The following is a 25,219-nucleotide window of genomic DNA, read 5'->3' as shown; positions in this document are numbered from 1 at the left end:
CGGGGCGTTAAACCAGCTCGGAAGCGGGCGGTAGGTCGATCTCGGAGTAGACCAGGAAGCCCTCGAGGTTGTATCCGCCCAGATTGCTTCCCGAAAGTCCGCTGACATCCGCGTTGGTGAAGCTCGCGATGGTGTCGCCCAGAGTATAGTTCGCCCCCGGTGCGCCACCTTCGATGAGGTCCTGCAGCACGGCATTGCCGCTTTGATCGAAGAACAGAGCGTATTCGCCCGGTCCAATCGGATCAAATGTTGCCGCGATCGAGTCCAGATCCCCTTGATCGGTCGCATCGTCGACCTCCCATGCAATCGAGAACACGGCCAGATCTTCTTCAACCACAATGCGGTCGCCGGAATCCTCGCTATCGGTGAAGCGGAAGCCGTTGATCACATTGGTGCCCGAGTCGGCTGGGTCTATATAGATGAACGCACGATCCTCTGACGGGGTGCTTCCCGCGATATCGACCGTGTCAGCGCCACCCCCGAGAATGATGGCTGCGTTGCCACCACCACTAAAGGTGACGGCATCATCGCCACCGCCCGCCTCGATCCAATGATCGACGCCTTCGATACGGATATCCTGCGCCGCATCATCAGCGACAACGATCAGATCACGATCTCCGATGCCGAGCGAGTAGTCGATCGCCCCTTCATTCGTGGCGCTGTCGAGCATTGCAGCAAAGTCGGTAAACGGAATTTCAAGATCCGTCAGTGACCAAACCGGGCTGCCATCCAAGGTAAGGGTGGCTGCGTCGACCGTGCCCGAGAGAACTTCGCTGCCGGGTAGGCCGGACAGAGACAACCCACTGCCGGTGACCGACAAGGCGTAGTTTTCCGCTGCACCAACTTCGAAGAATGTGAACTCGGTCGTCGATTGCGTCTGCAGGAACTCGGTGATGTCCGACGCGATCAGAGCAAGGTTCCCCGCGCCAGCGACTGTCAGCGTGGCCGGATTGTTCATCCGCCCGGGTGTCAGCGACAGAAGCTCCTCCGCGATCGAGTTTTCAAGGTCTTGTGCGCGCCATCCGACCAGTGTGACAGAGTCGTCAGGGCTGAGGTTGAAGCGCAGGGACGGCTGACCGTCGAAGATGACATCCTCATAATCCGGCAGCCCGAATTCAAAGGCACCATTCCGAGCTTGTAGTTGATCGACGTCGATATCGAAATTGTAGACGACATCATGACCCTCACCCACAATGAAGATGTCCTCGGACGCACCGCCCGTATAGGTGTCTACACCGCCGCGCCCTTCGAGGACCGAGCCGGTATCCGCCGCCGTCAGTGTGTCGTCGCCGGTACGTGAGCCGCGAACTTCTTCCACATTCGACAGGGTATGAGTAAATGCCTGACCGTCCCATGTACCGGTCGCGATCCCTGTTGCCAGGTTCACGGTCACGCCAGTCGTTACGTCGCCACGATCATATCGCACGACGTCATATCCGCCTGCCGCATCCAGAACATCGGTACCAGCGCCCAAAATGAAACGTTCGTCTCTGTCAGAACCTGTCACGTTGTCATTATCGTCAAAGGTCCGCAGTTCAATCCGGCCACCCGAACCTGTCACGTTCAGGTCAATGGACCCACCAGCAAAGGTGATGTCGCCCGTATCGAGGTTTGCTGTCGTCGCGCCACCGCCAGTATCAATACGGATGATGCCCGAGTTCAGATTGGCGTTAATGGTGTCATTGCCGCCCGCATAAAATGCTCCGAACCACGAGAAACCGCTGCCCTGAGTGATGTTGATCGTGTCATCCCCAGAGGTGCTGGAGATCCCCAGGCCAAAGGCTTCGCCGGCTGCAAGCGGATCGGTAATGGTATCCACGCCATCGCCGCCCTTGTTGACCACACCATTGTTGTTGGCGAAATCAACGAAGGCCTCGATCGGTCCGGTCAGTCCGTCATAGCGCAGCTCGACAAAGCTCTCACTGTCCACGTCTGACAGAAAAAACTCATCATCACCGAGAGAGCCGTTGATGACATCATCTCCATCACCGCTGGACAGCGGGTTGATAAAGTCATTGCCATCGGTTCCATCGATAACATCCGGACCGTCCGTTCCGATGATCGGATTGACCGCAAAGCGATCCGCATATTCCTGCTGGAAGTTCGCAACCGTCCAGTCTTCGAACAGGATCGTCGCGCCATCCGGCAGGGTAATCCGGACATCATCGCCGATCTGTTCGGCGTTTTGCACAGCTAGGGCGATTTCTTCATCCGTGGCACTGTTGTCCAGTTCGATGTCGTCGATCCCGGCTTCAAAGTCGCGAATGATGTCATTGCCACGTCCAACGATGAACAAGTCTTCGCCAGCGTTGCCCTGCAACGTATCATCACCCTCGCCGCCGATGAGGATATCCTCACCCACACCGCCAGTGATGGTGTCATTGCCACCACGACCATCCAGGAACGCGTCCGTATCCGCCGCTGTCAGGGTGTCATCTCCTGTCCGAGAACCGCGCACCGCTTCGACATTGGACAAGCTATGTTCAAAGGCCTGACCATCCCACAAGCCGGTCGCGATCCCGGTGGCAAGGTTCACGGTCACACCCGTCGTCACATCACCACGGTCATAGCGCACGGTGTCAAAACCTGCGCCACCATCCAGCGTGTCGGTCCCCGCACCCAAAATGAAACGCTCATCCGCATCCGAACCGGTGATAGAATCGTCTTCGTCAAATGTCCGAAGCTCTATCCGACCGCCAGAGCCTGTCGCATTCAATTGGATGCTTCCGCTGGCAAAGCTGATCAGGCCACTCGAAAGATCAGCCGTGGTTGCCTCGCCGCTTGTATCAACACGGACGATACCTTCGTTCAGGCTAGCATTGATCACGTCATTGCCACCGGCATAGACAATCCCGGCCCACGAAAAGCCAGTACCCTGCGTGATATTGTAGGTGTCATTGCCAGCGGTTCCGACAAGTCCGATACCAAGAGATTCCCCAGTTGTGTTGGGGTTGGTCAGCGAGTCGAACCCGTCCGCGCCCTTGTCGACAAAGCCCGTATTGTTGGCATAGTCGATCGAGGCCGTGATCGGGCCGTCTAGCACTGAATAATTCAGCTCGACAAAGCTTTCACCACCCGAGTTCGAGAAGTCGATTTCATCATCTCCAGTCGAGGCGTTGATGAGGTCAAACCCATCATCATTGCCCTGCGGGTCGATGAAGTCGTCACCAGAGGTGCCGTCCAGAACATCATCACCAAACGTGCCGATAATGTCGGTACCACTACCCCCGATTTCATCTTGTAGATCCGCTACAGTCCAACCCTCGAACCGCACAGTCGCGCCGGTCGACACGAAGGTGACAACTACTGCTTCGCCATCTTGTACCGCGTCTGCAATGGCTTGATCGATTTCCGCTTCCGAATAAGCCGGTTCGAGTTCGATTGTGTCGATTGAGTCGCCTTCGTAGTCCTGAATTGTGTCGTTGCCACGCCCGACAAAGAACGTATCAGCACCGCTGCCGCCGACCAGCACGTCGTCTCCGGCACCGCCGATCAGCGTGTCATCGCCACCGCGGCCGTCAAGGAAGGAACCACTATCTGCCGCCGTCAGGCTGTCACCCCCGGTCCGCGAGCCGCGTACCTGTTCGACATTCGACAAGCTGTGCGAGAAGGCCTGACCTCCCCATGTACCAGTTGCAACGCCTGTTTCAAGGTTGACGGTTACGCCATCAGAAACGGGGAAGCGGTCATAGCGCACGAGGTCAATCCCGTCGCCTGCATCCAGCGTGTCGGTTCCGGCCCCAAGAATGAAACGCTCATCCAAGGCCGAGCCGGTAACAGTGTCGTCACCATCGCCGGTCACCAGCTCAACCCGGCCACCAGAACCGGTAACATTGAGGTCGATCGAGCCACCAACGAATGAAATGTCGCCCGTGGTTAAATCTGCTGTGACGTCTTCGGAATCCGATGACGTGACACGTACAACACCCGAATCGAGCGCCAAATTGACGGTGTCATCACCACCGGCATAGACGATCGCCGTGAAGGTTCCCGCATCGTTTTGAGTGATGGTGTAGGTATCATCTTCAGCAGTGCCAAAGATATCAATCCCGTTGGCCTCACCAGTTGTGTTCGGGTTGATCAACGTATCCGTTCCATCAACTCCGCCAACACCTTTGACCACCTGTCCCTCGTTGAGCGAGTAGTCCAGCGTCACATCAATCGGGCCGCTCAAACCACCATATTCCAACGTAACAAAGCTATCGGCGCCGGTATTGGTCAGGTCGATCGTATCATCGCCTAGTGACCCAATGACTCGGTCCGGATCATTCCCATCGTTACCTTGTGGATCAATTGTGTCATCGCCGGCAGTGCCAACAAGCAGGTCATTGCCCGGCGTACCCACGATATCCGATCCGCCGGCGGCATTTTCGGCCTGTAGCTCGGCAACCGTCCAGCCTTCCAACCGGAGCGTTGCACCGGTCGAAACGAAAGTGACCACCACAGCGTCGCCATCCTGCACCGCCGCCGCAACAGCTGCGTCTATTTCGGCCTCGGTGTAGGCAGGGTCCAATTCGATCGTGTCGATGGCGTCGCCCTGATAGTCCTGAATGGTGTCGTTGCCACGTCCGACAAAGAACGTATCCGCACCATCGCCACCGATCAGCAGGTCGTCGCCAACACCGCCGATCAGCGTATCATCGCCGCCACGGCCTTCCAGACGCGAGCCGGTATTGGCCGCCGTCAGATTGTCATCTCCGGTGCGTGAGCCGCGCACGCGTTCAACATTGGACAGGTTATGGGTAAAGGCCTGACCGTCCCAAATACCGGTTGCGACCCCGGTTTGCAGGTTCACCGTCACACCATCGGTCACGACACTGCGGTCATAGCGCACGGTATCAAAACCGCCGCCCGCATCTAGCGTGTCGGTACCTGCGCCCAGAATGAACCGCTCATCCGCATCAGAGCCGGTTACGTCATCATCACCATCGCCGGTTTCCAATTCAATCTGGCCGCCGGAGCCGGTCACGTTCAGATCAATCGAGCCGCTGGCGAAAGTGATATCGCCCGTGGTCAGATCCGCCGTGACATCTTCATCCGCAGGGTCCTTGGTCACTGCGTTCACACGTACAATGCCGGTGTCCAACGTCACGTTGACGGTGTCATCACCGCCTTCGTAGAAGATGCCCGCCCATGTCTCGACACCGTCCTGAACGACAGTAAATGTGTCGTCGCCCTGCGTCCCAACAAGGCCGATCCCGAACGCCTCGCCCGGAGTTTCCGGGCTGATCAGCGTGTCGGTACCATCGGCACCTTTATTCACCGAACCCGTGTTGTTGGCATAGTCCAGTGTAACGTTGATCGGGCCGTCCAACGCGGCGTAGTTCAGCTCAACAAAGCTGGTGCCGCCGGATGTGCTCAGGTCGATCTCATCATCTCCCAGAGAGCCGTTGATAATATCGAGGCCTCCGGCCTCACCATCGTTGCCTTCCGGGTTGATTGTATCGTCACCGGGTGTGCCCGACAGCTCATCATCGCCGCTGGTGCCGGTGATGATCTGGCCCACCGCACCTACCAGAACCGAGCGATCTGTTGCCACGCTGGTATTGCCCAGCGCATCTACGGCGACCGCAGTGACCTGGAAATTCGAGGTTGGAACATCCGCAGCGGCGAAAGTAACCGAGAAATCACCATTCACGTCAGCCGTCGCCTGCTCGGAGTCCGCGCCGATTGTGACGGTGACGGTGCTGAACGCCTCGGCCGTGCCCGAGATGACCAGATCATCGGCTTGCTCGGACGGGTCGATGAAATTGTCACCAGCGACCGCGTCCAGAAGCGGCGCGTCAGGTGCGGTTACGTCAACCGAGAAACCGCCGCCATCAACCGACCCGCTGGACAGAGAGGTCGGCGGCAAAGTCGCCACGGCAGACACCGAATAGTCACCGCTGGCGTCTGGCAGGTCTGCTTCAGCGAAGGTGACGCTCCAGCTGCCATTGGGGGTAACGGCGGCCTGCTGATCCTGACCATCAATCGTTACGGTAACCGTGCTACCCAAACGGCCCATGCCGGATACCACCAGCCCGGTGGCCAGTTCGGTCGGGCCAAATGTGCCCGAGACCGGGGTGATTGTGGGCGTCAGGGTCGAAATCGGCTCGACCGTCACGGCCTGAGTGGCCTCGGCACCGGTATTGCCCGCCGCATCCGTGGCCGTGGCGCTGACCGAAAAATCCGCGGCTGGAACATCCGCCGCTGCAAAGGTCACCGAGAACACGCCACCATCGTCGGCGACAGTGGTTTCCACGACCCCATTGACCGCTACCTCTACGGAGGCAAAGGCCTCGGCGGTGCCGGTGATGGTCAGGTCCGCGCCTTGCTCTTCCAGGTCCAGAGCGTTGTCGCCCGCTACGCTGTCAATCACCGGCGCATCGGGCGCGGTCACATCGACGGAGAACCCGCCGCCATCAACCGATCCGCTGGCGAAAGCGGTCGGAGGCAAGGTTGCCACGGCGGACACCGCGTAGTCGCCCGTCGTCGCAGGCAGGTCCGCCTCGGCGAAGGTGACGCTCCAGTTGCCGTCGCCGTCCACGACGGCCTCCTGATTCTCAGCATCAATCGTCACGGTGACCGTGCTGCCGGCGCGGCCTGTCCCGGTGACCGTCAGGCCGGCTGCCAAATCGTCCGCACCCAAGACGCCCGAGACCGGATCAACGGTCGGGGTCAGGGCCAAGACCGGCTCGACCGAGATCGCCTGGGTTGCCGAGGCGCTGGTATTGCCCAGATCATCCGACGCCACAGCGCTGATGGAGAAGTCCGAGGTCGGAACTTCAGCGGCATCGAAGGTCACGCTGAACGTGCCGCCCACACCGGCCACGTCTGTCAGGGTGACGCTGCCGATTGTGACCTCAACCGTCGCGCCTTCATCGGTGGTGCCGGTTACGGTCAGGGCCGAGCCGCTTTCCTCCAATTCAATGGCGTTGTTGCCTGCGACCGCATCCAGAACAGGCGCGGCTGCGGCGTCCAGATCGACCGAGAAACCACCGCCCGAGACCGAACCGCTGGAGAAGGACGTGCCTGCCAAGGTTGCCGTAGCAGAGACCGAATAGTCCCCCGTCGCGTCCGGCAAATCGGCCTCTGCAAAGGTGGTTGTCCAGTTGCCGTCGCCATCGACGGTTGCGTCCTGCGTGACGCCGTCAATATCCACGGTCACGGTGCTGCCCGCGCGGCCCGTACCGGACACCACCAGCCCTGCGGCCAGTTCGGTTGGGCCAAACGTGCCCGAAACCGGCGTGATTGTGGGCGTCAGGGCCGAGACCGGCTCGACCGTGACGGGTTGCGTCGCCGCGCTGCTTTCATTGCCCAGCAGGTCCGTCGCCGTGGCGCTTACCGAGAAATCGGCGCTGGGCACATCCGCCGTGTCAAAAGTGACCGAGAACGCGCCGCCCGCATCCGCAACCACAGTTTCAACCACGCCGTTGACGGTGACCTCAACTGTCGCGCCTGCCTCGGCAGTGCCGGTGATGGTCAAGTCAGCGCCCTGCTCCTCAAGCTCCAGCGCATTGTCGCCCGCTACGGTGTCGATCGACGGTGCATCGGGGGCTGTCAGATCGACCGAGAACCCTCCGCCGTCAACCGGCCCGCTGGTGAACGAGGTCGGCGGCAAGGTTGCCACGGCAGAAACAGTATAGTCGTCACTTGCACCCGGCAGATCTGCCTCGGCAAATGTAACACTCCACGTACCGTCACCGCCAACGGTTGCGCTCTGATCCTCGCCGTCGATGGACACGGTGATCGTGCTGCCTGCGCGGCCTGTGCCGGTGACCGTCAGGCCCGATGCCAGTTCCGCAGACCCCAGCGTGCCCGAGACCGGATCAATGGTCGGGTCCAGATTCGCCTCAGGCTCGACCGTAACGTCACGATCAGCAGCGGGGCTGGTGTTGCCCAGGCTGTCAGCCGCATCGGCGCTGATGGTAAAGTCATCACCGGGAATGTCGCTGGCATCAAAGGTGACACTGAACGAGCCATCTGCGGCGGCCGTATCCGTCAGAATCACCCCGCCGATTGTCACGGAAACAGTTGCGCCCACCTCGGCGGTGCCTGACACTGTCAGGTCCGACTCGCGTTCTTCCAATGCCAGAGCGTCGTCGCTGGACACAGTATCTACGACAGGTGCCGCCGGTGGCGTAAGGTCAACATCAAAGCTGCCCCCCGAGACCGCCGGAACGGTGAACACAGACGAGCCCAAAGGCGCGGCGGCGACCTCAACCGTATAAGCCCCGCTTGCTGTGGGGAAATCAGCGGCGACAAATGTGAGCAGCCAATTGCCTGCACCATCAACTGTCGTAGTTCGGCTGACATCAACTGTCGCGTCATCGCCATCGCTGAAGGTCACCCGGACAAGACTACCGGGGCGACCAGTGCCCGATACGACCGGGGCGCTATCCAGATTTGACGGGCCGTAAGTACCCAAGAAATCCTCAGACGCAACAACTGGTTGCAGTGGAACAATTGCGTCAGCCTCGTCAGCTAGATCAGCAGGGTCAGTCGTGACGATATCACCGGATTCCACCAGATCGACAAGCGTCCCCTGCGCAACTTCCTGGTTGGCCACGATCTCGTTTTGCAGGCCATCAAGATCACCGGGGTCAGCGTTTGCTACGGCTTCATCAATGTTCTCGTTCAGGGCCTGAACACCATTCGCAATCGCGCTGGCCTCGCTCGCTTCAACCTCAGCCTCTTCCAACGCTGCTGCAATCGCATCTGCATCGCTCAGAACCGAAGACGGATCAGGATCACCGGGGCCAGCCGCTGCGTCCAGCAACTGTTGTGCGAGCGATGCGGCCGCGGCCTCGGAGGCGTCCGAACTGCCTTGGGCGTCATCCTGCGCCGCGGCAGCCGCCGAGATGATTGCGGCAACCTGAGCGGCAGCCGCAAAAGCTGCAGCATCAGAGGGGTCGCTGGCGTTTTCGATCTCTTCGACCGGGTCAAGCTCCAACAGGTTGGTGTCGCTGCCCAGACCCAGCGCGGCGGCCAGTTGCTCATTTGCTTCGGCTGCGGTCAGCGGCGTGTCGCTGTCGGCGCTGGCTTCGACAAGGCTCTGGACAAGTGTGGTCAGCGGGGTGATGACGGTTGAACCCGCCGGGGCAGTCAGAGTGCCCGTGAACGCTTGGCCCGTCGAGGAATCCGTACCACCAATCGACACGATCTTGGCCGTCGGGTTGGAGGGATCCAAGGTGATCGAATAGTTGCCCTGCGCATCGGTGGTTGTATTTGGCTCACCTGCGTCAAAAATCGCGTTGCCGTTTAAATCCTGAAAGACGGTGGCGTTGACCAGATAGCCGTCTACGACCGTACCCGTGGTGGGGGCAGTCGTCGATCCCGAGCCACCTCCATCGCTGCTGCCACCGCCGCCACCGGCGGCTCCGGCCAAGGCAAGCCCTCCGCCGACTGCGGCCAGCGTTCCCCCGGACACACCTCCGCCCGCGGCTGCGGCTTCTGTCATCTGCAGCGCGACCGCCTCAGAGACCAGAACCTCGCTGCCAGACACGGTGAAACTGCCCGCAGGAAGGCGCATGACGGCCCCGTTTTCCAGCGTGACCTCGGCGGTTCCATCGGGCAGAACCTCAATAGACTTCACCCCATCCAATTTACGCAGAGACACGTCCGATGACTGCGCTTGGGCCGTCTCTGTACTAAGCAACACAAGGATCAGCGCTGTGCCCCCCGCGGCCAGCTTGGCCGCGGATTTCGCCACCAGTTGCTTGAGAAACTCGCCCCGCCCCTTGGAGTCGGTCGGAACTCGCACAGGCTGTGCCAACGACGCGGGCAGCGCTTTGATGGACTGATCGAATTCGGCTGAGACACCGCGCAGCTCAACAGTAGATAGGGAAAACGAAGGCGTGCGGGCTAGGCGGCCTTTCAGTTGCGACTGCATGTTCATGTGAGAGGTGGCTCCATCGAAAATACTGGTAAAGCGGGGCCAAAAACGGACCCCGACTATTCGTCGGCGAAAATTTGCTACTGCACTCTAGGAAACAGGCGACGTTCGCCCAAGGTAGAGATATTTATACCTTCACAGGTTAATTAGGTTTTCTTTCAAAGCTATGGCGAGCGCCTGTTCACGGGTAGACGCGCCCAGCGCCTTGCGTGCCAGTGAGAAATGCTTGTTTACCGCCGCTTCGCTGATGTTGAGACGCTCGGCTATACGGGCCGTCTGACACCCGTTGGCCAGCAACTCCAATACTTCTTGCTGACGTTGTGAAAGGACCTGGGTCATTGCTTTTAACTTCAGATTTGCTGGTGAGTGAATGGGTTCTGTAATGGAAGTGGCCAGCAAGGCCGACAGCATCGTCAAATCGACGGCACTGTTGTTATGCGCAGCTTTCATACTGTCGCTAGAACAAAGCGTCACATAGACCCCGCGACGCCCAGGCTCGCCAAAGCGAGACCCGATCAATGAGGCCAGGCCGGCAGACTTCAACCCGTGATCCAGGGCGTATTCCTTGTCAGATCGCGCATCAACGCGTTTCATCTGGCCGGATTCAACAATGTGGTATTCGTTCTGCCAGGCCAATGTCTCGAGCATGGCGTCCACCGACATGTAGTCTTCTTCGAGATACTCGGTGATCCAGTCTTCTGGCATGTTGGTGTTCATCCAGAAGATCTGCTTTTTTATCCCGTCGGCCTCACCGACCAGGATCGCCTCAATACCCTGTTTCTGAGACTGCGCGACAGCTTCATTCCATCGGTCTTCTGCAGAGGTGAGTCCGGCCAAAGCATCAACGAAATCAATCAGCGCGTTTTTCATGACGACCAGCGGCGTCCACTTCACTTGTTAAGTTCACATTAAATAAAGAAATAGAGAAATTAAAATTTAGTCAACATTTTGATGCTTTTCGGACCCTGAAGAGGCAGTTTACTTTCAAAGGCTTGGCCTGAGATCTAGGCCTTCAAACATTCATATGATTGATGTCGCATTGAGAGATGCGCCTCAACACTTGAAAACGGTTTCAGAAAAAGCGCTCTTCGGCGATCGTTTTTGTCGGATTGCACTTACTTTAAGCACAATTCCACTCAACAGGGCCTATTGTTCGCAATCCTGAGGGAGTAGCCGAAATTAAACTTGGCTATAGCCAATCCCCCAAGGCCTGCTGCCACATGGTAAGCGCGGCCACCGCCGCCGTATCAGCGCGCAGAATGCGCGGGCCGAGGCTAACCACGTGCGAAAAGGGCAGCGCGCTCAATCGGGCGCGTTCTTGGTCCGAGAACCCGCCTTCGGGGCCAATTAGAATGGCCCAGGGCTGGCCTTTTTCCTGCGCGGCCAATCGTAGGGCTGAACCGACCTCGGCCTCATTGCAGAACATCAACCGCCGATCCTGAGGCCAATTCTCCAGCACGCGGTCAAGTTTTTGCAGATCCGCGACCTCGGGCACAAAGGTACCGCCGCATTGTTCGGCGGCCTCGACCGCATGCGCCTGAAGTCGGTCCTGCCGGATACGCTCGGAGTTTGTGTAGTCTGTCTGCACAGGTAGAATGCGCGCGGCCCCCATTTCTGCGGCCTTCTCTACAATGAAATCTGTGCGCGCCTTTTTGATCGGTGCAAACAAGAACCACAAATCCGGGGGCAATTGCAAAGGCTTGGTCTGCTGCAGGCAGGACAGAACACCGCCGCGCTTGCCCGCCTCAGAGACTTCGGCCAGCCATTCGCCATCCCGGCCGTTGAAAAGCGCAATCTGCGCGCCGACGGATTGCCGCATCACACCGAACAGGTAATGCGCCTGCTCACGCGTCAAAGGAACCGATTGCCCCTGACCCAAGGGCTGCTCTACATACAGTCTGATCTTCGCACTCATGAGACCCTACATATGCAAGGCAATGCTCCAACACCAGACGGTCAGGTCGCTGATGCTGTCACCGGCAATTGGGTGGACACCCGCGCGCCCGCCTTCACCCGCCCCTACCTGCGGCTGAGCCGGGCGGACCGGCCGATCGGAACGTGGCTGTTGCTGATCCCTTGCTGGTGGGGGCTGGTGCTTGCGATCCTGGGCGATGGCACGCCGCGGCTGGAGGATGCATGGATCGCGATCGGCTGTGCTATTGGCGCCTTTTTGATGCGCGGCGCGGGATGCACGTGGAACGACATCACCGACCGCCATTTCGACGCGCAGGTCGAACGCACAAAATCCCGCCCGATCCCATCGGGTCAGGTCAGCGTGCGGCAAGCCGTGATCTGGATGGGTCTGCAGGCGCTGATATCTCTGGCGATTCTGCTCAGCTTCAATACAGGCGCTATCCTCATGGGCGTCCTGTCGCTAGTGCCGGTTGCCCTCTATCCCTTCGCAAAACGCTTCACATGGTGGCCGCAGGTGTTTCTGGGACTGGCCTTCAACTGGGGGGCGCTGCTGGCCTGGGTGGCCCATACCGGATCGCTGGGCTGGCCTGCGGTCATGCTATATCTGGCGGGTATCGCGTGGACGCTGTTCTATGACACGATCTATGCGCATCAGGATACCGAGGACGACGCGCTGATCGGTGTCAAATCCACGGCGCGGTTGTTCGGGGCGGATACGGCCAGATGGCTGAAGTATTTTCTGATCGCCACGGTCTCGCTGATGGGGCTGGCGATCATCGACGCAGGCGTGCCGGATTCGCCGTTCTGGATTGTCACGATTGCGTTGGGCGGACCATGGGCCATGGGCTGGCATATGCTATGGCAGCTGCGCAATCTGAACATCGAGGACAATGCCAAACTTCTGATGCTGTTCCGGTCGAACCGGGATACCGGCCTAATTCCGCTGATCTTCCTCTGCGTCGCGCTGCTGCTCTGATTGCACCTGCGCGCCGGGGCCTGTACAACCCCGCCCAAACGCCCGAGGAGTCTGAAGCCCGCATATGCGTCTGCCCTATTTTGTAGCTGTTTGTCTGATCTTCCTTGTCTCTGCAGGTCTGTCCCTTTTGGCTGCGGGCTTTGCCGTGACAAAGGTCGAAGACGCCTCGGAATTCGCCGTCCGACGTGCACTGGACCTGAAAGGTCACAACTGGGCCGAGGTCGAATCCGACGGCCTGCGCGTCATACTCACGGGCACCGCGCCGGATGAGGCGATCCGCTTCAATGCCCTGACCGCTGCTGGGACCGAGGTCGACACTTCTCGCGTCATTGATGAGATGGACGTAGCCGCCACATCAGCACTGGCCGCCCCCAGGTTTTCCGTAGAAATCCTGCGCAATGACAGCGGTGTCTCGGTAATCGGCCTGATCCCGGCCAGCGAGGACCGCGAGTCCCTTATGGACGGGTTACAGGCGCTGGACAGCGACCATTCCGTCTCAGATCTGGTCGAAACCGCCGACTACCCGAAACCCGATGGCTGGGATGATGCGCTGGCCTATGCCGTGCTGGCCCTGTCCGATCTGCCGCGCGCCAAGATATCGGCCAGTCCCGGCCTTGTCCGGATCACTGCGATTGCCAACAGCCACCAGGAAAAAGAGCGGTTGGAGCAGGACCTGACCCGCGCCGCGCCGCCAAGTGTTCGGATCGGTCTGTCCATATCAGCCCCGCGCCCGGTGATCACGCCCTTCACTCTGCGCTACCTGATTGACGAGGCCGGAGGGCAGTTTGACGCCTGCTCCGCCCAAGATGAAGACGCCCGCGATCAGATCATCGCAGCGGCAGAGGAAGCCGGTCTTGCCGGACCATCGTTCTGTACCATTGGTCTGGGTGTACCCTCCCCCCGCTGGGCAGAAGCCGCAGAACAGAGCATCAACGCGCTTGCTGAAATCGGGCAAGGATCGGTGACGATGTCGGATGCGGATATCACTCTGGTCGCGGCTCAAGGTACGAACTCGGAGCTGTTCGACCGCGTCGTGGGTGAGCTGGAAAACGCACTGCCCGCGGTGTTCGCCCTTCATGCCGTGCTGCCCGAGCCCGAGGTCGCGGATGAAACCGGACCCGTGGAGTTTTCTGCCACCCGCAGTCCCGAGGGTCTGATTCAATTGCGCGGCCGCGTCGGTGACGACGTTCTGCGCGACATGGTCGACAGCTACGCCCGTGCGGCGTTTGGGTCCGACAATGTCTATACCGCGACCCGCATCACCTCGGATTTGCCGATGGATTGGCCCGTGCGCGTTCTGGCCGGGCTTGAGGCCCTGTCACAACTGCATAACGGCGCACTGACCGTAACGCCCGAGTTGGTTGACCTGAACGGCATCAGCCATGATGAAGAAGCCAAGGCCCGGATCGCCGGTCTGCTTTCGGACAAGCTGGGCGATGCGCAGAACTTCACCCTGTCGATCACCTATGTCGCCCCGCCCGAACCCGAAGACGCCCTGCCCGATCCTGAACTTTGTGAAGAAGGTATCGCTGAAATTCAGGCCACCAGCAAAATCGCGTTCGAGCCGGGCTCGGCCACCATCGCTGCGGAGTCGCGCGATACGGTCAATCAGATCGCCGACATCTTGCGTGATTGCGGCCCGATCCGGATGGAGATTCAGGGCCATACCGACAGTCAGGGCCGGGAAGAGATGAACCAGCAGCTCAGCCAGGCGCGTGCGCAGTCGATCCTGAACGAGCTGCGCGGACGGCGCATTCCGACCTCAAGCTATACAGCCGTCGGCTATGGCGAAACACAGCCAATCGCCGACAACGACACCGAAGAGGGCCGCGAAGAAAACCGCCGGATTGAGTTCCGCCTGATCCGGCCGGAGCCCACCGAGGCCTCGGAAACCGGCCTCGAGGCGCTTGAGGCCGGGGCGGAAGACCAGACCGAGACGACCGCGCCGGATGCGGAAGCAGAGGACCAGTAAGTTGAACAGAGTAGAATTCATCATCGCCACCGCCGTCATCCTGTTCGCGGCTTTCTGCATGGGATGGTTTGCCAACTGGCTGGCCCATCGCCTGTCCCGCGTCCGCCAAAGCGACGTAGCCGACCTGGACCGTATGAGCCAGGAACTGCACGAGGCTGAGGAAACTCGCGATCAGGCCATCACCTATCTGCAGCAGCGCGAGGCCGAGCTGACCAACCAGCTGACCCAAACCGAGGCAGAACTGGCCGCTGCCATGGACGGCCTCCGCGCCGCCCGGCAAGAGGCCGAAGAAATGCGCGGACGCATCAACAACGCGGACTAATACGACCCGCTGAGTCCTTTTCTCGCGCTCCGTTCAGACGACCAAACGGGAGCATTCGCCGCAGTGGGAGTTAGTGATGGCGTTTCGGATTTTTCCTGAGTCATCCGGCAAAACGAACGTCTCAAGACTGCTGAAAGCGCGGCAGAGTCTTCGTATCCCGGGCTAAGCCCGAAGCGCCTGCGCGGCTTGGTTCGGCGGGTTTTAGCCGATCTGACTCCGGTTTCTTTAGTTTTTCAACAAATTCAACATAATGAATGAGTGTGTTTTTGCCTGCACACGGAACTGTCCTTTTTCTGTAAAACTGGAGTCTATCATGAATTTCCAAGTTACTTTGAAAACCGCCGCTACCCTTGCCGCATTTGGCGCAACTGCCGCCTTCGCCTCAAGCGATGTGATCCCGTCCGAGAATGACACGTTTTCGAAATGGGGCGAGGAATCCGGCTGGACTATCTATGTCGATGATACCCGCGGCTCTTGCCTGATTGAGCGTGTCGACGAAAATAACAACGTCGTGCAAATGGGCCTGACCAAGGATCAGGAAATGGGATACCTTGGTGTCTTCACTCAGAATGACATTGGCCTGAAAGGCAAAAAGGAAGACATCATCCTGTCGCTGGATGGTAATGTCTACGAAGCCAAAGCCTACAAGAAGACCAAGCATCTCGCGGAAGGGTATACAGGAGGCTATATTCTGGCCAACAACCCGCAATTCGTTGAGGACGTCATGAAAAAGTACGATATGACAGTCTTCCCGGAAAAAGAGAGCGGCTTTACCGTAAGTCTTGATGGCACCTTGAAAGCGATCGAGGCGGCGCGGACCTGCAATACGGAGCAGAATAGCTAAGCTATTCCATTTGGCCCGGCACTTGGAAACGGGTGCCGGAGCCGACCTCTACCACCGCGTCAGGGCGTCTTCATCTTCGTCCTTCGCGGCCACCCATTCGGCACCTGAATTGGTGATCTCTTTCTTCCAGAACGGTGCGCGGGATTTCAGGTAGTCCATCAGATATTCTGCTGCCTCGAACGCATCCCTGCGATGCGGTGCGGCTGTCGCGACCATCATGATCCGGTCGCCCGGAGCCAGCCTGCCGTGGCGGTGAATCACCAGAACATCACCCAAAGACCAACGCTCCTTGGCCTCTTCCGCGATTTTTGTCAGCGCGCGTTGCGTCATGCCGGGATAATGCTCAATCTCCATCACATCCAGATCGCCCGAGGCCAGATCGCGCACGACACCCGTAAATGTCACGATCGCCCCATTGGCGTCGTCGCCCGCTGCAAAGGCGTTGGCTTCGGCCCCCAGATCAAACGCCTCTTCCTGAACAGCGATCCGCATCTCAGCCGCCCGTCATTGGTGGGAAGAACGCAACCTCACGCACTCCGGCCAGAGGGGCATCAAAATCGGACAGCTCCTGATCCAAAGCCACTCGAAGCGCTGAGAGATCTGCAAAGGCCGCGGCATAGCGATCCTCGCGTGCGCTGAGTTCAGCTACCAGATCAGACACGGTCGCAGCTTGCGTTTCGACCTTTTCTTTCGGCAGGCCGATGCGTTCGCGAACCCAGGCGAAATACAGCACGTCCATCGGTTAGCTCTCCTTCAGATGCGGCATGGCTTTACGTAGGTAGTCATAGCCGCTGATCAATGTCAGCGTGGCGGCAATCCACAGCAGCCACAGGCCAATGCGCCCTGACCAGAACATTCCCTCAAGGTGCCAGCGGATCTTGTTGAAGTCCTCAGCCTCTCCGGTCAGGACCTGATCTATGATCGTGGGATCCATGCCGAAGGTGGCCATGACGAAGTTGTGCTCAAAAATCCCCTGCGAGAACAGAATGGCGATGGCAAACATCTGGGCCGTCGTCTTCCACTTGGCCAGCTTCGTTACCTTGAGCGTTCCGGCGACATCACCCAGATATTCACGCAGGCCCGAGACGAACACTTCGCGAAACAGGATCACGGTGGCGGGCAGCACCAGCCACGGGGTCCAATGCTCGGTCGAATAGCCGACGAGGATCATCAGCGCGATCACGACCATGGCCTTGTCGGCAATCGGATCCAGCATCGCACCCATCTTGGTTTCCTGTTTCCAGGCCCGCGCCAGATAGCCATCAAACCAGTCGGTGATCGCAGCAGACATGAACAGGATCAGGGCAAACCAGTCGGCATAAGGGCGGGTGAAATACAAAAACATCACAGCCAGACCGGGCGCTGCCAGCAGGCGGAGCAAGGTCAGAATATTGGGCAAGTTCCACTTCATGAACCGACACTACATCGCCGCCTAAGGACAGAAAAGACAGACAAATGAAAAACTGACCCGTTCACAGAGGGTTGTGGGGAAAAAAAGTCAAAGGGTCGCAACCAGGGACTCTCGGCCAGATACGGCTTGGCCCAGGACGGCTTTGCGGTCAGATTGGCGCACGGCTCAGCAGCGACGGAAGACCATGACCGCACATATTCGAACCGACCCCCGATCAAACCTGATCGGAAGCGCGTGGATGATCGCGGGCATGGCACTGTTCGCGCTAGAGGATGCGCTGTTGAAAGGCGCCTCGGCGCATTTGCCGATCTGGCAGATCCTGATCCTGTTCGGTGCCGGTGGCGCGATTATCTTCGCCGCCGTCGCCCTGCTGCGTGGCGCCAGTCTGTTGCATCGGGATGTGCTGTCACGGCCCATGAAGGTGCGCGTTCTGTTCGAGATCCTGGGGCGGATGTTCTACGTGCTGGCAATCACGCTGACGCCTCTGTCAGCGGCGACCGTGATCCTGCAGGCGACCCCTCTGGTCGTGGTGGCAGGTGCCGCGCTGTTTTTCGGCGAAACCGTTGGCTGGCGGCGGTGGAGCGCCATTCTGGTCGGCCTGATCGGCGTCGTGGTCATCATTCAACCGACCGGAGACAGCTTCTCGGCCCTGTCTATCCTAGCTGTTCTGGGCATGCTGGGCTTCGCCGGGCGCGACCTAGCCAGCCGCGCCGCGCCAGCGACACTGGGGACCGAGGTCTTAGGCTTCTACGGCTTCCTCTGCATCATCGTGGCTGGTCTGGCCTATCAGTTCTGGGAAAGGGTGCCGATGGCTGCGCTGGACCTGAACACCAGCCTGCACGTGGGCGGAGCGATCCTGATGGGCACTGCCGCCTATGCCTCGCTCATGAAAGCCATGAGAACCGGTGAGGTCTCGGCCGTTACACCGTTCCGCTATTCCCGCCTGCTGTTTGGCGTTGGGCTGGGCGTGGTGATGTTTGGCGAAACGTTGAATCAGACCATGTGGATCGGCAGCGCACTGATCGTGGCCTCGGGGCTGTACATCCTGTGGCGCGGCCGAAAGGCCTAGCCCTTGTCGTGGAAGAAATCATAGACCTTCTGCGCCAACCCGGCCGAGATCCCTTCGACCGCTTTCAGATCCGCAAGATTGGCCCGGCTGATCGCCTTGGCACTTCCGAAATGAGTTAGCAGAGCACGTTTGCGCGCGGCCCCTACACCGGGGATTTCATCCAGTGGCGTCGCGCCCACGGCCTTGGCCCGTTTCGCGCGGTGGGTACCGATGGCGAACCGGTGCGCTTCATCCCGCAGACGTTGAATGAAATACAGCACCGGGTCATTGCGTTTCAGGGCAAAGGGGCGCTGGCCGATGCGGTGGAATTCTTCCTTACCATGATCGCGGTCGATCCCTTTGGCGACGCCGACCATCGGGATATCTTCGACGCCATACTGCGCCATGATCTCATGCACCGCGCTGACCTGCCCGGCTCCGCCGTCGATCAGCAGCAGATCGGGCCATAATCCTTTTTCGCGATCTGGGTCTTCCTTTTGCAGGCGGGTGAAGCGGCGGGTCAAGACCTCTTTCATCATGCCAAAGTCATCACCTGGGGTCAGATCATCGCCCCGGATGTTGAACTTGCGGTAGGCGTTTTTCATGAAACCTTCGGGGCCAGCGACGATCATGCCGCCGACCGCGTTGGTGCCCTGGATGTGAGAGTTGTCGTACACCTCGATCCGGCCCGGAGGCGCGTCGAGGTCAAACGCCTCGGCCACCCCGCGCAGCAGTTTGGCTTGCGTCGCACTCTCCGACATACGCCGCGCCAACGACTCGCGAGCGTTGCGCAGGGCTCCGGCCACCAGTTCCTGTTTCTCGCCACGCTGAGGCACGAGGATTTCAACCTTGCGACCCGCCTTTTCGGACAGAGCCTCCTGCATCAGGTCCGCGTTCTCGATCCCATCGGACAGGATCAATTGCCGGGGCGGTTCCTTGTTGTCGTAGAACTGGCCAAGGAACGCCTCCATCACCTCGGCCGGGGACACGTCGGCCCCGACCCGAGGGTAAAAATCCTTGTTCCCCCAGTTCTGATTGGCCCGGATGAAGAACACCTGCACGCAGGCCTGTCCGCTATCCATATAGAGACCAATCACATCCGCCTCGGCCACTCCACGCGGATTGATGCCCTGGCTGGTCTGCACCTGGGTCAACGCCCGGATACGGTCGCGTAGACCGGCTGCGCGTTCGAACTCCATCGCCTCGGACGCGGCCATCATCTGATCGGCCAGATCCTCTTGCACCTTGGTGGACCTGCCCGACAAGAACCGCTCGGCATCCCTGACGCTTTCGCGGTAGTCACCCTCGGAAATCAAACCGACGCATGGCCCCGAACACCGCTTGATCTGATAGAGAAGACAGGGGCGCGTGCGGCTATCGAACATGGAATCCGAGCAATTGCGCAGAAGGAATGCCTTCTGCAGCTGGTTCAACGTCCGGTTCACTGCACCCGCGCTGGCAAATGGGCCGAAATACGCGCCCTTTTCTTTCTTGGCGCCACGATGCTTTTTGATCTGCGGAAAGCCATGATCCTTGGCGACCAGAATGTTCGGGAAACTCTTATCGTCTCGCAGCAGCACGTTGTACTTGGGCTTAAGCTGCTTGATCAGGTTCTGCTCCAGCAGCAGCGCCTCGGTCTCAGTCCTTGTGGTCAGAAACATCATCGAGGCGGTTGAGGCGATCATCTTCTCGATCCGTCCCGAATGGCCCGGTCGCGTATAGTTCGAGACCCGCGCCTTAAGGTTCCGCGCCTTACCCACATACAAAACCCGACTGTCCGCATCCAACATCCGGTACACACCGGGCGAACTGTCCAGCGTTTTCACATAGCGCTGGATGCAGGCATAGCCGGTGGGCTGAAGCTCGGGTGTCGATTCGTCCTGGGTTGTCATGGGCCTGAGATATGATTCTCTGTCTATGGCTGCAATCTTGGGCGCTTCAGTTCAAGAGAAAACAAATCCACGGTTTCTGTGGATAAGTATGAAGATAAGTTTCCGTGAGCGTAGAATCTTCCTTGTTTCCTTGCTTGTTCGTCAATTTGCACAAAAAACAGGCATATACTTAAGTGTTTGTTTTTTATTTCTATTTTTTTACACGCTTAGCAAGTGTATGAAAAATAAGACGTTTTTGTAACGGCTAAGTAACACAAAAGAGAGCGGTGCAAAACTTGCAGCGGATTTACTTATTCTAAGCCCAGCACATCCGGCGTTTGCCATCCCAAATGCTGCCCACCATCCACGCACAAAAGCTGCCCAGTGACAGCATGCGCGTCCAGAAAATAGCCCAGTGCTGCGGTGATATCTGACGGGTTCGAGCCCCGCTCCAGCACTGTGTTGGCGCGCTGCGTTTTGAAGTGCTGTTCGCTCTGGCGATGGCCCTGCATGGTGGGTCCCGGACCGATGGCGTTGACGCGGATTGCGGGTGTCAGCGCCTGCGCAGCCGTTCGCGTCAGCGCCCAAAGGCCCATCTTGGCGATGGTGTAGCTCATGAATTCAGGCGTCAGTTTCCGCACTCGCATATCGACCATGTTAACAATCAGGCCAGTGGCCTGCGGCTCTCCCTGCGCATCCGTCTCGGGTTGCAACCCCTGTTCTGCCATGGCCTGAGTCAGAACGAAGGGAGCGCGTAGATTGCTGTCGAGATGCCGGTCCCAGCTTGTGCGCGTGGCCGTGTGGATATTGTCATACTCAAAGACCGACGCGTTGTTGACCAGACAAGTGATCGGCCCACCCAGAGCCTCAGCCGCGCGGGGCAGCAGGGCGGTTACCTGCGCCTCATCCAGAAGATCGGCCTGTAGCGCCACAGCTTTGCGGCCCAGCGCCTGGACTTCTGCAACCGTCTCAGCCGCAGGCTGTTCCGAGGTCGCATAGTGGACGGCGACGTCATACCCGCGCCCTGCCAGATAGAGGGCCATGGCGCGGCCCAAGCGGATGCCGGCTCCGGTTACTAGCGCTCGGGACATGGATACCTCTTTCCGTCAGATCACATCAGCAATGTGGTGACATAAAGCGCATAAAGGAAAGTCAACACCAGACCCCAGATCCGGGAAATATCCTGTTTGAAGAACACAAACGGGATCAGCAGCAGCGATGCGCCCAGCATGACCCACAGGTCGAACTCAAGGAATTCCGGGTCGACCGGGATGTTTCCGAACCACGTGGCAATGCCGACGATGGCCAGCAGGTTGAACATGTTCGAGCCGATCACGTTGCCCAGCGCCACATCCGCCTGACGCCGTAGTGCCGCCATAACGGTCGTCGCCAATTCGGGCAGAGACGTTCCGACAGCCACAAGTGTCAAACCGATCACCGTTTCGGTGATCCCGTACATCAGGGCGATTTCGGTGGCGTTTTCGACCAATAGATGCGCGCCCATGGGCAGGCCGATCAGGCCAAGGACCACGTAGATCGAGATCTTCCAATAGGGCATGTTCGGATCGGCCTCTTCCAAACCGTCCAGCTCTTCGTCGTCGCCACATGCCCCGGCTGCATCGGCGCAGGCTTTGCGATGAGCCTTGGCTTCGCGAAACGCGTTCCACAACACAAGCCCAAGGGCGGCCAGCAGAATGGCGCCGCTGATCAGATTGAATACCCCGCAGAAGGCCAGGCCGATGAAGAGGACGCTCGCCAACAGCATGAAGACATAGTTCTTGCGGCTATCGCATTCGCTGGTGTGCAGCGTTGCCAACAAGGCAGGCAAGCCCAGAACCAAAAGGATATTCGCGGTGTTGGAGCCGACGACGTTACCCAATGCGATGCCCGGTGCGTTCTCCTTCACCGCGCTGATCGCAATCAGCAACTCTGGTGCCGAAGTGCCAAAGGCAACGATCGTCAGGCTGACGATCAGGGCGGGCACGCCCAGCCGCAGGCTTAGGTTGACCGCACCGCGCACCAGCGCATCACCTGCCAGCAGCAAGATCACCAATCCGAGGCCGGAGAGCAGCCATGCCGTCATGTCCGGCCTCCTTTTTCACAGGCGCAGGGGCCTTTGCCGATCTTGAACCGCCCGCAGCGCGGACATTTGGCGGAACTCAACCGGTTTTGGCCCGGAAAGCGCAGCTTGCCGAACATCGCCAAAACACCCATGGCGACCAAAAACAGAGTGACGATCTTGATGATCACGTTACAGACCGAAACGCGCGAAGGCCGCCCGCTCCTCTAGCCCCGCTACGGCGTCCTGCGCCAGCGCGGTACCGAAACGTGACCATATTGGTTTACGCACGCCGTAACGGCGGAACTTCACCTTGTCGCCGAAACGCTCCTGCATCTTGGGTTTCAGATGGGCGATGCCTTCGATCAGGCCCAGCTCCTGCGCGCGGCGCGCCAGCCAGATTTCGCCTGTGAACAGATCGGCGTCCGCGTCCAGCTTGTCCCCACGACGGGTTTTGACATGGGTGATGAAATTCTCGTGGATGTCTTCCAGCAGGCGTTCCAGCCGCGCGACATCCTCTTCCTTTTCCGGGCGGAACGGGTCGAGCATGGATTTCGACTTCCCGGCCGTGTGAACACGCCGCTCAAAACCCTGTTTCACCAGAAACTCATGTGCGCCAAACCCGGCCGAGATCACACCGATCGACCCAAGGACCGAGCTGTCATCGGCCCAGATCTCATCCGCTGCCGCCGCCAGCCAATACCCACCCGAGGCTGCAACGTCCTCGACAAAGGCCACCACCGGTATGTCTAACTCTTCCGACAACCGCCGGATACGCGCGCCGATCAGAGAGCTTTGCACAGGCGATCCACCGGGCGAGTTGACCTCGAGCGCGACGGCCACGGGCTTGCCTTTGCGAAAGGCCTTTTCCAGAACAGGTGCCAGCGAGGTATCATTCAACGCGCCGCGTCCGGCCATACCGATGGCACCGGACAGGCGAACGATGGCCACAACGGGCGGTTTATTGACAAAAGGCAGGCTGAGTTTCATGGGTGCCGATGTAGAGTGCCCCCATCGGCTAAACAAGGGACTCGCGGAACGCAAAACGCGGCGTTAGACAATTTCCTCACACCGATGGGCAAAAATGCAACGCCCTAACCGTTTTGCGTTTTAGCTGAGACAATGCCACCGAGATGCGCGTTCGAGCATAGGGAGAGACAGCGCATTTCGGTTCAAATCAAACGCAAAGCGATCTAGCTGCGGATGCGCCAGCCTGTTTTGAATATCCACCAGATGATCGCAAGGCACAGTCCGGTGAAGGCCACGATGGCCAAAAGGCTGAACACGATCGGTACATCTGCAAGCCCATAGAACGACCAGCGGAAGCCTGAAATCAGATAAACTACAGGGTTGAACAAGGTGATCGTCTGCCACAGCGGCGGCAGCATCGAGATCGAATAGAACGTGCCGCCAAGAAAGATCAGCGGCGTGACAACCAACTGCGGCACCAGCGACATCTGCTCAAAATTGCTGGCCCATATTCCGATTATGAACCCCAACAGCGAAAAGCTGAGGCAGGACAGCACTAGAAACGCGGCCATCGCCAGCGGATGCTCGATCCGGATGTCGACGAAGAATGTCGCAGTCGCAAGGATCACCAGACCGACGAATAGCGCCTTGGTGGCCGCCGCGCCTACATAACCTATGACAATCTCGATGAAATTGACCGGGGCCGACAGCAATTCATAGATCGTTCCGAGAAACTTTGGAAAATATATCCCGAACGACGCGTTCGAAATCGCCAGCATGACCACCGACAACATGATCAGCCCGGGCACGATGAATGCCCCGTATGAGACGCCCTCAACCTCTTGAATCCGGCTACCGATGGCCGTACCAAAGACCACGAAATACAGCGAGGTCGACAAGACCGGCGACAGAAAGCTCTGGGCCAAGGTGCGGAAGAAGCGAGCCATCTCAAACCGGTAGATGGCGGCAATGGCGGTCCAGTTCATGCGGCCTCTCCCGATACCAGATTGACGAAGATCTCTTCCAGACTGGATTGCCTTGTCTGCACATCCCTCAGAACCAGCCCCGATTGGGCCACGTCATTCAGCAGCGTTGTGATCCCGGTCCGATCCGCATTGGTGTCATAGGTATAGATCAGCGCATCGCCATTTCCGTTCAAAACCAGATTATGCGCGGCCAAACCGTCCGGGATTGCCGCGATCGGCTCGGTCAGCATGACCTCGATCTGTTTCTTACCCATCTGCGCCATCAAGGTTTTCTTGTCCTGCACCAGCAGCAGCTCACCCTTGTCGATGACGCCCACACGGTCGGCGATGGCTTCGGCCTCTTCGATGTAATGCGTGGTCAAAATGATGGTGACGCCCGCCTGCTTCAGCTCGGCGACGATCTCCCACATATCCTTGCGCAGCTCGACATCGACACCGGCGGTGGGCTCATCCAGAAACAGAATGCGCGGTTCATGGGCCAAGGCCTTGGCGATCAGAACCCGGCGCTTCATGCCCCCGGACAGTTCCTTGATCGCGTTCTTGCGTTTGTCCCAAAGCGACAGTTTGCGCAGGATCTCTTCGATCCGCGCGCTGTCATTGCCATAGCCAAACAGCCCTCGGGAAAAACGGACCGTGTTGTATACCTTCTCGAACGGCTCCAACGCGATTTCCTGAGGTACCAGACCGATCATCTTGCGGGCGGCGCGGAACTCGGCCTGTATATCGTGCCCGCCAACCGAGACACTGCCCGAGGTCGGCGTGGTGATCCCGCAAATGGTCGAGATAAGCGTTGTCTTCCCCGCACCGTTCGGCCCGAGCAGAGCAAGGATTTCACCTTCCTCGATGTCCAGCGACACGCCCTTCAGCGCTTCAAACCCGTCCGCATAGGATTTGCGCAAATCCTTAATCGACAAAATGGTAGTCATGCCTGTTTCCCCGTTCTGGCAGAGACCCTATCGTTTCGCTTCCCGGT

General features: G+C 59.0%; 18 protein-coding genes. 5 read left to right on the top strand and 13 right to left on the bottom strand.

The window, feature by feature from the left end:
- Window positions 1-7 precede the first annotated feature (7 nt).
- From ACR0B5_RS13670 to ACR0B5_RS13660, 3 genes are all read right to left on the bottom strand, one after another.
- Window positions 8-9,871, bottom strand: coding sequence for an Ig-like domain-containing protein (locus tag ACR0B5_RS13670; protein WP_480541125.1), 9,864 nt, complete (start codon window positions 9,869-9,871; stop codon window positions 8-10).
- A 138-nt stretch (window positions 9,872-10,009) separates the two neighbouring features.
- Complete coding sequence (locus ACR0B5_RS13665) at window positions 10,010-10,744, bottom strand: helix-turn-helix transcriptional regulator (RefSeq protein WP_170559688.1); 735 nt, start codon at window positions 10,742-10,744, stop codon at window positions 10,010-10,012.
- 319 nt (window positions 10,745-11,063) lie between these two features.
- Complete coding sequence (locus tag ACR0B5_RS13660; RefSeq protein WP_480541123.1) at window positions 11,064-11,789, bottom strand: 16S rRNA (uracil(1498)-N(3))-methyltransferase; 726 nt, start codon at window positions 11,787-11,789, stop codon at window positions 11,064-11,066.
- A gap of 12 nt (window positions 11,790-11,801) precedes the next feature.
- Between ACR0B5_RS13660 and ubiA the strand changes: the two genes are divergently transcribed.
- From ubiA to ACR0B5_RS13640, 4 genes are all read left to right on the top strand, one after another.
- On the top strand, window positions 11,802-12,764 hold the full coding sequence (ubiA, locus tag ACR0B5_RS13655) for a 4-hydroxybenzoate octaprenyltransferase (RefSeq protein ID WP_480541121.1): 963 nt from the start codon (window positions 11,802-11,804) through the stop codon (window positions 12,762-12,764).
- A gap of 64 nt (window positions 12,765-12,828) precedes the next feature.
- Window positions 12,829-14,736 (top strand): OmpA family protein, encoded by a 1,908-nt coding sequence (locus ACR0B5_RS13650; protein WP_480541119.1) that lies wholly within the window; start codon window positions 12,829-12,831, stop codon window positions 14,734-14,736.
- 1 nt (window position 14,737) lies between these two features.
- Window positions 14,738-15,058, top strand: a complete 321-nt coding sequence (locus tag ACR0B5_RS13645; RefSeq protein WP_170379160.1) for a hypothetical protein — start codon at window positions 14,738-14,740, stop codon at window positions 15,056-15,058.
- A 313-nt stretch (window positions 15,059-15,371) separates the two neighbouring features.
- A complete protein-coding gene (locus ACR0B5_RS13640) occupies window positions 15,372-15,902 on the top strand; it encodes a hypothetical protein (RefSeq protein ID WP_170462571.1) in 531 nt (176 codons plus the stop codon).
- Between the two features lie 48 nt (window positions 15,903-15,950).
- Here ACR0B5_RS13640 and ACR0B5_RS13635 read toward each other — a convergent pair whose 3' ends face one another.
- Genes ACR0B5_RS13635 through pgsA form a run of 3 tightly spaced genes read right to left on the bottom strand, consistent with a single transcriptional unit; the run spans window position 15,951 to window position 17,313 of the window.
- The gene (locus ACR0B5_RS13635; protein ID WP_480541117.1) at window positions 15,951-16,394 is read right to left on the bottom strand and encodes a molybdenum cofactor biosynthesis protein MoaE; all 444 of its coding nucleotides are present in this window, start codon (window positions 16,392-16,394) and stop codon (window positions 15,951-15,953) included.
- A 1-nt stretch (window position 16,395) separates the two neighbouring features.
- Window positions 16,396-16,641, bottom strand: a complete 246-nt coding sequence (gene moaD / locus ACR0B5_RS13630) for a molybdopterin converting factor subunit 1 (protein ID WP_170379166.1) — start codon at window positions 16,639-16,641, stop codon at window positions 16,396-16,398.
- A gap of 3 nt (window positions 16,642-16,644) precedes the next feature.
- A complete protein-coding gene (pgsA, locus tag ACR0B5_RS13625; protein ID WP_170469254.1) occupies window positions 16,645-17,313 on the bottom strand; it encodes a CDP-diacylglycerol--glycerol-3-phosphate 3-phosphatidyltransferase in 669 nt (222 codons plus the stop codon).
- A gap of 184 nt (window positions 17,314-17,497) precedes the next feature.
- Between pgsA and ACR0B5_RS13620 the strand changes: the two genes are divergently transcribed.
- The gene (locus tag ACR0B5_RS13620; RefSeq protein ID WP_480541115.1) at window positions 17,498-18,382 is read left to right on the top strand and encodes a DMT family transporter; all 885 of its coding nucleotides are present in this window, start codon (window positions 17,498-17,500) and stop codon (window positions 18,380-18,382) included.
- Here the strand turns inward: ACR0B5_RS13620 and uvrC are convergent.
- From uvrC to ACR0B5_RS13585, 7 genes are all read right to left on the bottom strand, one after another.
- Complete coding sequence (uvrC, locus tag ACR0B5_RS13615; protein ID WP_480541113.1) at window positions 18,379-20,253, bottom strand: excinuclease ABC subunit UvrC; 1,875 nt, start codon at window positions 20,251-20,253, stop codon at window positions 18,379-18,381. The genes ACR0B5_RS13620 and uvrC overlap by 4 nt on opposite strands.
- A gap of 290 nt (window positions 20,254-20,543) precedes the next feature.
- Window positions 20,544-21,323 carry an SDR family oxidoreductase gene (locus tag ACR0B5_RS13610; RefSeq protein WP_480541111.1) on the bottom strand — a complete coding sequence of 260 codons (780 nt, stop codon included), beginning with the start codon at window positions 21,321-21,323 and terminating at the stop codon, window positions 20,544-20,546.
- A gap of 20 nt (window positions 21,324-21,343) precedes the next feature.
- Complete coding sequence (locus ACR0B5_RS13605) at window positions 21,344-22,315, bottom strand: calcium/sodium antiporter (RefSeq protein ID WP_170681587.1); 972 nt, start codon at window positions 22,313-22,315, stop codon at window positions 21,344-21,346.
- Window positions 22,312-22,482 (bottom strand): hypothetical protein, encoded by a 171-nt coding sequence (locus ACR0B5_RS13600; protein ID WP_170553847.1) that lies wholly within the window; start codon window positions 22,480-22,482, stop codon window positions 22,312-22,314. The genes ACR0B5_RS13605 and ACR0B5_RS13600 overlap by 4 nt, the downstream gene beginning before the upstream one ends.
- Before the next feature lies 1 nt (window position 22,483).
- Window positions 22,484-23,281: a S49 family peptidase gene (locus ACR0B5_RS13595; protein WP_480541109.1), complete on the bottom strand. Its 798-nt coding sequence runs from the start codon at window positions 23,279-23,281 to the stop codon at window positions 22,484-22,486.
- Between the two features lie 203 nt (window positions 23,282-23,484).
- Entirely contained in the window at window positions 23,485-24,246 is a 762-nt protein-coding gene (locus tag ACR0B5_RS13590) for an ABC transporter permease (RefSeq protein WP_170379180.1), read from the bottom strand.
- Window positions 24,243-25,172, bottom strand: coding sequence for an ABC transporter ATP-binding protein (locus ACR0B5_RS13585; RefSeq protein ID WP_170553853.1), 930 nt, complete (start codon window positions 25,170-25,172; stop codon window positions 24,243-24,245). The genes ACR0B5_RS13590 and ACR0B5_RS13585 overlap by 4 nt, the downstream gene beginning before the upstream one ends.
- Window positions 25,173-25,219 lie beyond the last annotated feature (47 nt).

This window comes from Ruegeria sp. AG1 (assembly GCF_056541705.1).
The sequence above is the reverse complement of the archived record's forward strand: the minus strand, read 5'-3'. Positions and strand labels throughout refer to the sequence as shown.

What these genes read in the sequence shown, in the direction of transcription:
- ACR0B5_RS13670 (WP_480541125.1), bottom strand. Translation starts at nt 9,871, where the DNA reads ATGCAGTCGCAACTGAAAGGCCGCCTAGCCCGCACGCCTTCGTTTTCC.
- ACR0B5_RS13665 (WP_170559688.1), bottom strand. Translation starts at nt 10,744, where the DNA reads ATGAAAAACGCGCTGATTGATTTCGTTGATGCTTTGGCCGGACTCACC.
- ACR0B5_RS13660 (WP_480541123.1), bottom strand. Translation starts at nt 11,789, where the DNA reads ATGAGTGCGAAGATCAGACTGTATGTAGAGCAGCCCTTGGGTCAGGGG.
- ubiA (WP_480541121.1), top strand. Translation starts at nt 11,802, where the DNA reads ATGCAAGGCAATGCTCCAACACCAGACGGTCAGGTCGCTGATGCTGTC.
- ACR0B5_RS13650 (WP_480541119.1), top strand. Translation starts at nt 12,829, where the DNA reads ATGCGTCTGCCCTATTTTGTAGCTGTTTGTCTGATCTTCCTTGTCTCT.
- ACR0B5_RS13640 (WP_170462571.1), top strand. Translation starts at nt 15,372, where the DNA reads ATGAATTTCCAAGTTACTTTGAAAACCGCCGCTACCCTTGCCGCATTT.
- ACR0B5_RS13635 (WP_480541117.1), bottom strand. Translation starts at nt 16,394, where the DNA reads ATGCGGATCGCTGTTCAGGAAGAGGCGTTTGATCTGGGGGCCGAAGCC.
- moaD (WP_170379166.1), bottom strand. Translation starts at nt 16,641, where the DNA reads ATGGACGTGCTGTATTTCGCCTGGGTTCGCGAACGCATCGGCCTGCCG.
- pgsA (WP_170469254.1), bottom strand. Translation starts at nt 17,313, where the DNA reads ATGAAGTGGAACTTGCCCAATATTCTGACCTTGCTCCGCCTGCTGGCA.
- ACR0B5_RS13620 (WP_480541115.1), top strand. Translation starts at nt 17,498, where the DNA reads ATGACCGCACATATTCGAACCGACCCCCGATCAAACCTGATCGGAAGC.
- uvrC (WP_480541113.1), bottom strand. Translation starts at nt 20,253, where the DNA reads ATGACAACCCAGGACGAATCGACACCCGAGCTTCAGCCCACCGGCTAT.
- ACR0B5_RS13610 (WP_480541111.1), bottom strand. Translation starts at nt 21,323, where the DNA reads ATGTCCCGAGCGCTAGTAACCGGAGCCGGCATCCGCTTGGGCCGCGCC.
- ACR0B5_RS13605 (WP_170681587.1), bottom strand. Translation starts at nt 22,315, where the DNA reads ATGACGGCATGGCTGCTCTCCGGCCTCGGATTGGTGATCTTGCTGCTG.
- ACR0B5_RS13595 (WP_480541109.1), bottom strand. Translation starts at nt 23,281, where the DNA reads ATGAAACTCAGCCTGCCTTTTGTCAATAAACCGCCCGTTGTGGCCATC.
- ACR0B5_RS13590 (WP_170379180.1), bottom strand. Translation starts at nt 24,246, where the DNA reads ATGAACTGGACCGCCATTGCCGCCATCTACCGGTTTGAGATGGCTCGC.
- ACR0B5_RS13585 (WP_170553853.1), bottom strand. Translation starts at nt 25,172, where the DNA reads ATGACTACCATTTTGTCGATTAAGGATTTGCGCAAATCCTATGCGGAC.